Source organism: Microbacterium sp. BR1 (assembly GCF_002812725.1).
Taxonomy (GTDB): domain Bacteria; phylum Actinomycetota; class Actinomycetes; order Actinomycetales; family Microbacteriaceae; genus Microbacterium.
Genome location: NZ_NMUN01000001.1, coordinates 46,357 through 58,034, shown reverse-complemented (window position 1 = coordinate 58,034; position 11,678 = coordinate 46,357). Strand labels below are relative to the sequence as shown.

The 11,678-nt window shown below is 63.5% G+C and carries 11 protein-coding genes; 4 read left to right on the top strand and 7 right to left on the bottom strand.

What is annotated here, in order from left to right:
• Positions 1-12: 12 nt before the first annotated feature.
• A complete protein-coding gene (locus tag CGU35_RS00280; protein WP_100809748.1) occupies positions 13-675 on the bottom strand; it encodes a response regulator transcription factor in 663 nt (220 codons plus the stop codon).
• A 141-nt stretch (positions 676-816) separates the two neighbouring features.
• Here CGU35_RS00280 and CGU35_RS00275 point away from each other — a divergent pair, with 141 nt between their 5' ends.
• The gene (locus CGU35_RS00275; RefSeq protein WP_157813850.1) at positions 817-1,299 is read left to right on the top strand and encodes a hypothetical protein; all 483 of its coding nucleotides are present in this window, start codon (positions 817-819) and stop codon (positions 1,297-1,299) included.
• A 15-nt stretch (positions 1,300-1,314) separates the two neighbouring features.
• Here CGU35_RS00275 and CGU35_RS00270 read toward each other — a convergent pair whose 3' ends face one another.
• Complete coding sequence (locus tag CGU35_RS00270; RefSeq protein ID WP_100809640.1) at positions 1,315-2,556, bottom strand: IS256 family transposase; 1,242 nt, start codon at positions 2,554-2,556, stop codon at positions 1,315-1,317.
• 215 nt (positions 2,557-2,771) lie between these two features.
• Here CGU35_RS00270 and CGU35_RS00265 point away from each other — a divergent pair, with 215 nt between their 5' ends.
• The 3 genes from CGU35_RS00265 to CGU35_RS00255 are packed head-to-tail and all read left to right on the top strand — an operon-like array spanning position 2,772 to position 5,841.
• Entirely contained in the window at positions 2,772-3,935 is a 1,164-nt protein-coding gene (locus CGU35_RS00265; RefSeq protein WP_157813849.1) for a peptidoglycan-binding protein, read from the top strand.
• On the top strand, positions 3,932-4,654 hold the full coding sequence (locus CGU35_RS00260) for an ABC transporter ATP-binding protein (protein WP_100809668.1): 723 nt from the start codon (positions 3,932-3,934) through the stop codon (positions 4,652-4,654). The genes CGU35_RS00265 and CGU35_RS00260 overlap by 4 nt, the downstream gene beginning before the upstream one ends.
• A complete protein-coding gene (locus CGU35_RS00255) occupies positions 4,651-5,841 on the top strand; it encodes an ABC transporter permease (RefSeq protein ID WP_100809667.1) in 1,191 nt (396 codons plus the stop codon). The genes CGU35_RS00260 and CGU35_RS00255 overlap by 4 nt, the downstream gene beginning before the upstream one ends.
• Before the next feature lie 399 nt (positions 5,842-6,240).
• Here the strand turns inward: CGU35_RS00255 and CGU35_RS00250 are convergent, their stop codons facing one another.
• The 5 genes from CGU35_RS00250 to CGU35_RS00230 all read right to left on the bottom strand — a co-directional run bounded on the left by CGU35_RS00250 (position 6,241) and on the right by CGU35_RS00230 (position 11,605).
• Complete coding sequence (locus CGU35_RS00250; RefSeq protein WP_100809666.1) at positions 6,241-7,062, bottom strand: HpcH/HpaI aldolase/citrate lyase family protein; 822 nt, start codon at positions 7,060-7,062, stop codon at positions 6,241-6,243.
• Between the two features lie 88 nt (positions 7,063-7,150).
• A complete protein-coding gene (gene tal, locus CGU35_RS00245) occupies positions 7,151-8,284 on the bottom strand; it encodes a transaldolase (protein ID WP_100809665.1) in 1,134 nt (377 codons plus the stop codon).
• Positions 8,281-9,729 (bottom strand): NAD-dependent succinate-semialdehyde dehydrogenase, encoded by a 1,449-nt coding sequence (locus CGU35_RS00240; protein ID WP_100809664.1) that lies wholly within the window; start codon positions 9,727-9,729, stop codon positions 8,281-8,283. The genes tal and CGU35_RS00240 overlap by 4 nt, the downstream gene beginning before the upstream one ends.
• The gene (locus CGU35_RS00235; RefSeq protein WP_100809663.1) at positions 9,726-10,694 is read right to left on the bottom strand and encodes a transketolase family protein; all 969 of its coding nucleotides are present in this window, start codon (positions 10,692-10,694) and stop codon (positions 9,726-9,728) included. Before CGU35_RS00235 ends, CGU35_RS00240 begins: the two co-directional genes overlap by 4 nt.
• Positions 10,691-11,605, bottom strand: coding sequence for a transketolase (locus CGU35_RS00230; protein ID WP_100809662.1), 915 nt, complete (start codon positions 11,603-11,605; stop codon positions 10,691-10,693). Before CGU35_RS00230 ends, CGU35_RS00235 begins: the two co-directional genes overlap by 4 nt.
• Between the last annotated feature and the right edge of the window lie 73 nt (positions 11,606-11,678).

Sequence of the window (11,678 nt, the reverse complement as noted above, 5' to 3'; positions counted from 1 at the left end):
CTCCGATCACGTTTAGCCCGACCTTCCGATCACGTAGCCGCCCTGAACCGTATCGATTAGTCGCGGCTCCCCGAGCTTGCGACGTAGAGTGCTGATCGTGACCTTGACGGAGTTGGTGAACGGGTTTGCATTCTCGTCCCATGCCCGCTCGAGAAGTTGCTCGGCGCTGACGACGGCCCCGGGGTCACGCATCAGCACTTCGAGGACGGCGAATTCCTTGCGAGTGAGCTGGACGAACCTTCCCGACCGTGTCACCTCCCGACGCACCGAGTTGAGGCGGAGGTCGTTTAATTCCAGGGTTGGCGGCAGCGCCGTAAACCGGCGTCGGGCGAGCGCGCGGATGCGGGCAATCAGCTCAGCAAATTCGAACGGCTTCGACAGATAGTCGTCCGCACCCAGCGCCAGTCCCTCGACCTTGTCGTCGAGGCGGCGAGCTGCTGTGAGCATCAGGATCGCGGGTCGATCTGGGTTCACCGCGAGCCGATGGCATACCTCGTCGCCATCCACCACGGGGATATCCCTGTCAAGCAGGACAACCTCATAGTTGGTATCCGACACTGCCTGAAGCGCGGCCTCGCCGTCGTAGGTGACGTCCGCTGAAATCGCGTCGAGCGCCAGCCGCGCGCGAATAGCTTCGGCGAGGTACACCTCATCCTCAACAACCAAAACCCTCACGGTGATACTCCTCAACTCGTATTCCTATGCAACCACTGCACGGGTTCGCTGATCGTAAAGAGATCCCTTTACTCCCCTGCGACCGGGCTCACCGCCTACTTGGCTGTGCCCACAAACGGGCCCACTCGAAAGGACATCTTCATGCGAAACATACGTAACCGTGGCTTGCACGCCCTTGCGGGCGTCGTGTTGCTGACCGGACTCGTCGCCTGCGCGCCCTCGCCCGCCACCGAGAAACCCGGCGAACTGGACTCTTCAAGTCAGCAACAGGATTACGAGGAGTGGCAGCTCGCCTGGGAGAAGTGCGTCGGGGATCAGGGAGTCGACCTCTCACAGTTCATGGTCAAGGCCGGCGAGGCTGGCGATGAGGGCTCGGCTCCGCCGCCTAAGCCGACTGAAGCCGATCGGGTCGCGATGGAAAAGGCGATGGAGTTCTGTGACGAGGAACTCGGGCAGGCTCCCACTCGGGACGACCTCCCGTCTAGCGAAGAGATGAATGAGATGGGACTCCTCCTCGCGGCATGCATGCGTGAAGCAGGATACGACTTCCCGGACCCTGAGATCGGTCCCGGCGGCACTGTCGCGGGTCAAGTCCTGGGACGTGGTGTATCGGTGATCGTGTGATCCCTCGTGTCGAGGTCAGGCTGTGAGGGCCCGAAGGTCGGGTTCGATCACCTCCTCTGTGGTGGGTTCGCCGACGCGGCGTGCGGCGGCGAGGGCGTCGAGGCCGAGGTAGCGGCGTTGCTCGGCCCACTCGTCGTGTTGCTCGGCGAGGACGGCGCCGACGAGCCGGATGATCGCGTCGCGGTTCGGGAAGATGCCCACGACGTCGGTGCGGCGGCGGATCTCCCGGTTGAGGCGTTCGTTCGGATTGTTGGACCAGATCTGCCGCCAGATGCTCTTCGGGAACGCGGTGAACGCGAGGATCTCCTCACGTGCGGCCTCGAGGTGCTCGAACGACCTGGGGAGCTTGTGCTCGAGCGCGTCCAGGACGCGGTCGAACTGGGCGTGCACGGACTCCGCGTCGGGCTGGTCGAAAACCGTGCCCAGCAGGGTCTTCACCCATGGCCACGAGGACTTTGGGGTCACGCTCATCAGGTTCGCCGCGTAGTGGGTTCTGCACCTCTGCCAGGACCCGCCGACGGTCGCGCCGATCGCTGCGACCAGACCTGCGTGTGCGTCGGACGTGACGAGCTTCACGCCGGTCAGGCCTCTCGCGACGAGGTCGCGCCAGAACGTCAGCCAGCCGGCGCCGTCTTCGGTCGAGTTGACTTGCAGACCGAGGATCTCGCGGTAGCCGTCGGCGTTCACGCCGGTCGCGACCAGCACCGCGACCTTCACGACCCGGCCGCCCTCGCGGACCTTCATGGTGAGCGCGTCGGCGGCGACGAACGAGTACGGGCCGGCGTCCAACGGCCGGGTGCGGAACGCGGTCACCTGCTCGTCAAGGTCGCGCGCCATCTCCGACACCTGCGACTTCGACAGCCCGGTGATCCCGAGGGTCTTCACCAGGTCATCCATCCGACGGGTGGACACGCCGAGGAGGTAGCTGGTCGCGACCACGGTGGTCAGTGCGGCCTCCGCGCGGCGGCGGCGTTCCAGCAGCCACTCCGGGAAGTAGGTGCCCTGCCGGAGCTTGGGGATCTTCACGTCGATGGTCCCGGCGCGGGTGTCGAAGTCGCGGTGGCGGTAACCGTTGCGACGGTTCACCCTGTCGTCGCTGATCGTGCCGTAAGCGGCGCCGCAGATCTGGTCCGCGTCCGCGGATAGCAGCTGGTTGATGAACGTGCCGAGCATCTCCCGCAGCAGATCGGGAGACGCCTGCGCGAGGTGGTCTTCGAGGAAGCGGGCAGGGTCGATATCGTGGGGTGAGACGGTCATCGTCGGGGTCCTTTCGAGATGGATGTGAAGAGTTCTCTCGAAGGATCACGCGGTGACCGTCGCTACGTCCGCAGCGACACGGTCACCCGATCCGTACACCACCTTGCCGGACGCCACCCTGTCGCGGCGATGCCTTCCGGTGATTACGCACCCGAGGATCTGGACAAGTGCATCGAAGAAGCCGGATATCCAGGAGCGGAAGGATGAAGCGGCGAGTGACCCACCTCAAGCGCCCTCAGCATCCAAACGAATCCCCGGATGCGCTTCCAAGCCTTGAATCCTCTGATTCCGTGAAGGAGGACGATTCAGAGAACAGATCCCATTCACGGGGTGCTCGCCGCGGATGGATAGTCGCGGCGACGAGCGCTGCAGTGGTCATCGCAGTTGTTGCGGCCTTCCTCCTAGCCAGGCCGCCAGCGGAAGCGAACGACGAACGCGGTGCGCCGCCGACCGATACCACTGAAGTCAGTCGGGGGGATCTTGTGGAGCAGGTCCGGCTTACGGGCAAACTCGAGTTCGGAAACATCCGTGATCTGGGTTCCCTTCTTCAGGGCACCGTGACGGCCGTCCCAACTCCGGGAACAGTGGTTGGACGCGGGGGGGAGCTGTTTCGAGTGGACAACACCCCGGTGATCCTGATGCTGGGAGGGCTTCCTGCCTGGCGCGAGTTCGCTGAAGGGATGAGCGACGGCCCCGACGTTCGACAGCTTGAAGAGAACCTTGCTGCCCTCGGATTCTTCGGCGAAACACCCGATGAAAAGTTCAGGTGGTCAACCATCGTCGCCATCAGGAAGTGGCAGAACGCCCGTGGGCTCGAACGAACGGGAAGGATCGAGCAAGGTCGAATTGTGTTCGCGCCTGCGGACCTGCGAATACAGGACGTGGTGGCGGGCGTCGGAAGTGGAGCGGGCGGCGTAGTTCTGAAGGTTTCAGACACGAGCAAGCAGGCCAGCATCGACCTCGATCCGAGCATGGCAGCCAACGCTCCGCTGGGTGCGAAGGTAGTTGTCCAGCTCCCGAACGGAACGTCGGCCGAAGGAACCATCACTGCAGTTGGCTCGCCAGTCGAACGTGATAGCCCGAACGGTGGCACCTCGCTGAAGCTTCCACTGACACTCGTGCTCGATGACCCTTCTGTGGCGGCAGCTTTCGATACCGTGACGATCAGTGTCACCTTGCGCGACGTGATCGCCGAGGATGTGCTCCTCGTGCCGGTCACGGCGCTTCTCGCCGACGTCGGCGGAGTGTCGGCGGTTGAACGCGTCGGAAAGAACAAGAGCGAGGTCGTGCCCGTCGAGCTCGGAAAGTTCGCCGACGGAATGGTGGAGATCGTAGGTGGCGATGTCGCTGAGGGCGATGCAGTGGCGGTCGCAAAGTGAACGCCGTGATCGATCTTGCCAGGGTGACCCGTTCGTACGGGTCGCCCCCCACCCTCGCCTTGCGCGGTGTAGACCTCCGCATCGACAGGGGAGAGATGGTGGCCATTGTGGGCCCGAGCGGCTCGGGAAAGTCCACTCTGCTGAACCTGATGGGCACTCTTGACCGTGCGACGTCGGGACGCACATGTATCGCGGGCCATGACGTGGCGGAGCTTGGAGACGCTGAGCTGTCTGCGCTGCGCGCATATACGATCGGGTTCATATTCCAGCAGTTCCACCTCGCTGACGGCGTCACAGCCTTGGACAACGTCGCCACCGGGCTGATGTACACCGGTGGTCCCGTCGCGGAGCGAAGACGGCGTGCAGCGCTTGCGCTGGAGCGCGTAGGGCTGAAGCATCGCCTGCGCCACCAGCCCCGCCACCTGTCGGGAGGTGAACGCCAGCGTGTAGCTATAGCGCGAGCGGTCGTCGGGAAACCTGACCTGCTGCTTGCGGATGAGCCCACAGGAAGTCTCGACAGCCGGTCAGGGGCAGCAGTGGTGGAGATCCTGAGGGAACTGAACGAGGCAGGAACCACCGTGGTGGTCATCACCCACGATCAAGACCTCGCCGACAGGATGCCTCGACAGGTGCGCATCAGGGATGGAGAAGTCGTCAGTGACTCCGGTTCGGCGTTACGTAAGCTCGAGGTTCCCCCGGATCTGGAGGTGCTCACATGAGCAGATTCCTGCAGTCCCGCCTGCGTACTTCCGACCTGCTCAAGCTCGGTTTCCATGGGCTCAGGGCCAATCCCCTTCGCGCGGCGTTGTCAGCCCTCGGCATTGCGATAGGGATTGCGGCGATGGTCGCGGTGATCGGCATCTCGACATCCAGCGAGGCGCTCGTCAAGGAACGACTTTCGTCCCTCGGCACCAATCTCTTGACCGTGACCGCCGGATCAGACCTGTTCGGCTCCGATTCGAAGCTGCCTGCAGACGGCATTCAGCGAGTCCGCAATCTGTCCGGCGTCGAAACGGCAACTTGGACCGCGGCCCTCGCCGAGGTCAACGTCTACCGGAACCCCTCGATCGACGCGGAGGCAACGGGAGGTTTGACAGTTCTTGCCGCAGGAGACGAACTCCTGCCGGCGACCGGATCCAGCTTGCGCGCCGGTGTGTGGCTAAACCCTGCGACCGCAAACCTGCCGACCACAGTCTTGGGGGCGAAAGCAGCCGAGCGCCTCGGCATCCGCACGATCGGGAGCCAAGTATCGCTCGGGGGTCGGCTGTTCACTGTAGTAGGCATCTTGGAACCAGCTCCGCTCGCCCCTGAACTTGATGTCGCCGCACTCATCGGCGGCGAGATCGCCGGAGAGCTGTTCGTCTTCGATGGATCACCCACGACTATCTATGAGCGCTCCAGCGACGAGTCGGTTGCGGTCGTACGCGAGCTCCTCCCGCGGACAGTGAACCCTGAGTCACCCAACGAGGTGAAGGTGAGCCGTCCATCGGATGCACTCGCGGCGAAGAACACTATCGACCAAGCTTTCACAGGCCTCCTCGTAGGAGTGGGATCGATCGCGCTCCTGGTGGGCGGTATCGGCGTGGCGAACACGATGGTCATCACGGTACTTGAACGACGACGCGAGATCGGACTGCGCCGAGCGATTGGGGCTACCCGGGGGCACATCCGTTCCCAGTTCCTCGTGGAGGCTGTGCTGCTCGCTTCTCTTGGTGGGCTAGGGGGGTCGTTGATCGGCTGGTTGATCATCTGGCTGGTCGCCACCGCAAACGGATGGCTCGTTTCCATTCCGCCGTATGTATTGGTCGGGGGCGTGATCGTGACGATGCTCGTCGGGGCAATCGCTGGCTCGCTCCCGGCAATGCGCGCTGCTCGTACATCGCCAACCGCCGCTCTGAGTTCGTGAGTGGTCGTGGCCGGCTGCTATTCATGCAACCGGCCACGACCACGGAAGTCGGTGTCGTTCGAAGCCTGGGGCCACGGACTGTTCGCGTGGTCCGGGTGGTCGCGAGAGTACGCCTGTCTAGGCTCATCTGTGGGCGCGGGACACGGCGCAGAGTCCAACTGCGCAATCTTCGCTTTGGCGTTCCGCAATCCGCGCAGGCTCTTCGTCGATCTGCCCGATCTCGACAACTGGACGTTGAGGTCACTTCGGCGAGGTTAAGCGCGATCGGCGCATACCTGATTCGAGTCGCTGGCCTCAGCATCGAACCGTCGACCATTCAAAGGAAATGAACAAGTGGGACGCTTCGACAGGCGCGTGAGCGGCGTACCCACCGCGCACGGCCAGCAGCGAGGCGAATCGTCACATCTGCCCCACACCGAATACTTCCGCGAGATGCGCGATCTTCTCCGCGCGCTTGAGCCGCGGAGGGTCGCTTCCATCTCGAACCACGCGGCCGCGAAGCTCGAAATCGTTGAGGAACTCTCTCGCCCAGGAAACGTCAGACGGAGCCGGGCTCATGACCTCGTTAACCAGCGGCACCTGTTCCACACTGAGACACAATCGTCCAGTCATTCCGAGCGAGACTGCGACCTCGGACTGGCGGCGCACCACGGGATGGCTCGCGCTCACCGTCGGCCCATCGATCGGTCCAGGCAGACCAGCGACGCGGCTAGCGATCACCAGTCTTGAGCGCGGGTACGCCATCGCGAGATCGTCAGCAGCGGTTCCAGTGTCTCGGCGATAGTCGCCACTTCCGAAGGCCAGACGAATGGTCCCGCGCGAGGCGGCTATCGACGATGCCGATTCGATGCCGATAGCCGATTCGATGAGAGGTAGCACTGGGCTCTTCCTTCCCAACCGGTCGAAGGTCTCGCTCACTTCGTCGGCTGACTCTGTCTTCGCGAGGACGACACCCTTCAGACCTTTGCAGCCACGTAGAGCATCGATGTCTCGCTGCCATTCCTCAGACGAACGCTCATTGATCCTGATCCAAGCGGAACTCTCCCTGAGCCAGTCCACGACATCGTCCCGTGCGGCGGCCTTATGCCGAGGGTCCACACCATCTTCGAGGTCCAGGACGATCTGGTCAGGCTGTGATTGAGCCGCGGCATCGAAGTCGCGTCCCCATGCCGACAGAAGCAGCCAAGATCGCGCTACCTGCGGGGAAACGGATGTGATCATGGCGGGCTCCCCGTCCTACTGTTCGTACCTAGACGCGAGGTCGACCGAACCGTTGGGCGAACCTGCTCCTCGCCGCACTTGCGCACCTTCACAGACGACTAGGCCATTTGGCCATCACCGCGCCGGCGAGTGCCTCGCGGACGGTGTTCTGCAGGTCGTGCCACGAGGCGATGAACTTGTCGACGCCTTCGTCTTCGAGCACCTGGGTGACGTCGGCGAAGTCGATGCCGACTGCTGCGAGGTCGGCGAAGACCTTGTGCGCGGCTTCGTAGGTGCCCGAGATCGTGTCACCCGCCACGACGCCGTGGTCGAAGGTCGCCTCGAGCGTCTTCTCGGGCATCGTGTTGACCGTGCCGGGGGCGACGAGCTCGGTGACGTAGAGCGTGTCGGGGAGGGCCGGGTCCTTGACCCCGGTCGATGCCCACAGCGGCCGCTGCAGTGTTCCTCCGGCGTCGAGGAGGGCGACGGCGCGGGGCTCGGCGAACTTCTGCTCGTACAGCTCGTACGCGAGGCGCGCGTTCGCGACGCCCGCGAGCGACTTGAGGCCGGCCGCCTCGTCGGTGCCGATCGCGGCGAGGCGCTTGTCGACCTCGGTATCGACGCGCGAGACGAAGAACGACGCGACGGAGTGGATCTTCGAGATGTCGTGCCCGTTCGCCTGCGCGAGTTCGAGGCCCGCGAGGTACGCGTCGATGACCTCGGCGTACCGGTCGAGGCTGAAGATCAGGGTCACGTTGACCGAGATGCCCTCGCCGATCACCTGGGTGATTGCGGGCAGGCCGGCCTTGGTCGCGGGGATCTTGATGAGCACGTTCGCACGGTCGACGGTGGCCGACAGCTCCTTGGCCTGCGCGATGGTCGCGTCGGTGTCGTGGGCGAGGTCGGGGGAGACCTCGATCGACACGCGCCCGTCGACGCCGTTCGAGGTTTCGAACACGGGAGTGAAGATGTCGGCCGCGTCGCGGACGTCGTCGGTCGTCGCGGCGAAGATCGTCTCGTCGACGGAGGCTCCGGATGCCGCGAGCTCCGCGATCTGCGCCGTGTAGGCCTCGGCGCCGCCGCCGACCGCGGCCTGGAAGATGCTCGGGTTCGTCGTGACGCCCACGACGTTGCGGGTGGCGATCAGCTCGGCGAGGTTGCCGGAGGTGATGCGCGAGCGCGAGAGGTCGTCGAGCCAGATGCTGACGCCCGCCGCGGACAGCTGCTCAGTGCGGGAGCTCATGCTGATTCGGGGACGAATGCGTACTTGGTGTCGAGATACTCGAAGATCCCCTCTCCTCCCCCTTCTCGCCCCATTCCAGAGTGCTTGGTGCCACCGAACGGGGCGGCTGCATTCGAAATCGCCCCCGCGTTCACGCCGAGCATCCCGGAGTCCACCGCAGCCATGACCCGATGCGCCCGCGAAAGGTCCGTGGTGTAGACGTACGCAGCCAGGCCGTAGGGTGTGCCGTTGGCCAACTCAATGGCCTCCTGCTCAGTCTCGAACTTCGTCACAGCCACCACTGGCCCAAAGATCTCCTCGGTGTACAGACGCGAAGTCACAGGAACATCTGTGATCAACGCCGGGCTGAAGTAGCTGCCTCCTCGCTCGTCGACTCCGCCGACGAGCTCATAGGCGCCGAGTTCGATGGCGTCGTCAATGAGCGCACGAATTCGGCGTGAGGCACTCTCGTTGATCAGCGGGCCGATGTCGATGCCTTCGTCAGATCCAGGCCCGACGCGAAGCTCGCGGACTCGCTCCGCCAACTTCTCAACGAACTCGTCGTGAACGGCCGCGTGCACCAGGAACCGGTTTGCGGCGGTGCAGGCTTGTCCGACATTGCGGAACTTCGCGACCATCGCGCCGTCGACGGCGGCGTCGATGTCCGCATCGTCGAAGACGAGGAACGGCGCGTTGCCGCCGAGTTCCATCGAAGTACGAAGGACGTTGTTGGCAGCCTGTCGGAGCAGAGTCTGTCCAACTTCCGTAGAACCGGTGAAGCTCACCTTTCTCAACCGTGGATCGTCCATGAGTGCCTTCGAAATATCAGACGAGCGGGAGGAAGTCACCACGTTGATGACACCCGCTGGAAGTCCCGCTCTCTCGAAGAGGCCGACGAGGTACAGCGTCGTCAACGGAGTGAGCGCCGCTGGTTTGATGACCACCGTGCATCCAGCTGCCAGGGCTGGCGCCAGCTTGCGCGTTGCCATCGCGAGTGGAAAGTTCCACGGGGTGATCAGATAGCAGGGCCCGACAGGTCGGTGGGAAATGATCATCGAGCCGGTGCCTTCCGGCGTTGCGCCCGTTCGACCGCCTACGCGCGGGCCCTCCTCCGCGAACCATCGCAGGAACTCGGCGCCGTAGTTGACCTCCGCGGCAGATTCCTTCAGTGGTTTCCCCATTTCGAGCGTGATGAGTCGCGCGATCTCGTCGGCGTTCTCCTTGACCAGATCGAAGGTGCGGGAGAGTACATCTGACCTCGCGCGTGCGCTCAAGGCTGCCCACGTGGCTCCAGCGTCGACGGCGGCATCGAGTGCGGACAGTGCGTCCTCTGGCGTCGCGTCCGCCACCTCCGTGAGGATCTCGCAGGTTGCGGGGTCTCGCACGGGAAAAGTTGCACCGCCGGTCGCTGACCGCCACTCTCCCGCGATGAACAGGCCAGACTCAACGTTTGTCAGGATCGTCATGCCACAACCTGCTCAACGGTCCCGGTGCCCGCAACGGGGCTGTTGAGCCACGCCCGCACCTGTTCGGCCACTCGCGACGGAGACAGGCCGTACTTTTCGAGAAGGAAGTCGTTGGGCCCAGACTCGGACCAACTGTCTGCCAGTCCCATTCGCGTGACTCGCGGCGCGTTGGGCAGTTCGCTGAGGACCTCGCTGACGAGCCCTCCCAGGCCACCGATGACGCTGTGCTCCTCGACGGTGATGACGATGCGGGAACCCTCGAGCGCGGCGATCAGGGATCCGACGTCCAGCGGCTTGATAGTTGGAACGTGGATGACTCTCGTGTGAATCCCTGCCTGGCTCAGAAGCTCGGCAGCCTCAAGAACGCGGGAGCTCTGCACGCCTGTTGAGACGAGGGAGATGACTCCCCCGGTACGGAGCTGGACCACGCTTCCAAGTTTGAACTCGTAGCTGTCGTCGAGCACTGGACGGACCGCGTCTCGAGCGATTCGCATGTACACCGGCCCATTGTGTTCGGCGGCCCATCGTGTAGCTGCCTCCGCTTCGAATTCATCGACGGGCGCGAGCACGGTCATGTTGGGCATCGCTCGCATGATGGCCAGATCTTCAATGTCCTGATGAGTCTTGCCGCTGCTGCCATTGAGCAAGCCGCTGTACGCGCCGGCAATGCGTACGGGCGCCTCGGTCTGCGATACAAGCATCCGAATCGGGTCAAGCGCGCGATGCGTCATGAAGACGCCGAAGGTCGAAAGCCAGGGACGATAGCCCGCCGTCGACAGCCCGAACGCGATTCCAACCATGTTCTGTTCGGCAATCCCGACTTCGATGAATCGGTCCGGGAAGGCTTCGGCGAACTTGTCCGCCTTTGTGGAGTTGGCGAGGTCGCCATCGACGACGACGATGGTCGGATCGTGATGTCCGATGTCGACGATCGTGTCGCCCCAGACATCTCTCTGTGCCTTCATCGGTTTGTCTCCTCGATCTGAAGTTCGTTCCGCGCAATCTGCAACTGCTCGTCTGTTGCGACGCCGTTGTGCCACTTGTATGTGCCCTGAGTGAATGAAAGGCCATGACCTTTCACAGTTCGGGCAAGGATGACGGTCGGCCGCGAGGTTCTGACCACGTTGTCCGAGGCGGCCGAATAGGCCTCGAGAATCGATGAGAAGTCGTGTCCATCCGCATCCAGCACGTTCCATCCGAATCCCTCGAAGACCCCGCGCAGGTTCACATGAGCCCAGGGGTCGCTCCGATCAAATCGGTCGCGCGAGGCATCTGCCGGCCAGCCGAACTGTTGAAGGCCGTTGAGGTCCACGATCGCAATCAGGTTGCTCAGCTCGTAGCGGCTGGCGGAGTTGACTGCCTCCCACACCATTCCCTCTTGAAGCTCACCATCCCCCAGAACCACCCAAGTGCGGTGGTCGGACTGCTGCTTGCGCGCAGCGAGAGCGATCCCGACCGCGGCCGATAGGCCTTGACCGAGCGACCCAGTCGACACGTCGATTCCCGGGGTGAGCTTCATGTCCGGGTGCCCTTGAAGCCTCGAGTTGCCGCGGTCGAAGGTGGCCAACTCGTCCACCGGGAAGTAGCCACGCAAGGCCAGAACGCCGTAGAGCCCGATGGCTGAGTGACCCTTCGAGAGCACAAAGCGATCGCGCGCGGGATCCAGTGGGTTCGCGGGGTCGATGCGCAACTCGGCGAAGTAGAGGGCCACGAGCAGATCGGTCATCGACATCGGCCCACCGATGTGGCCGGCCTTGCTCTGGGCCACCGTGTTGACGATGTGCCATCGGACCAATTGAGAGAGCCGCGCTAGCTCTTCGAGATCCGGGCTGTGGGGCAGTGCGACGCTTACGTCAGCTGCAGCATCCTTGCTCATGCGTCGATCCTATCATTTTCGGACAGTTGGTCCATATTTTGTCGCCAATAAAGATGACTGATGCCCTTGACGG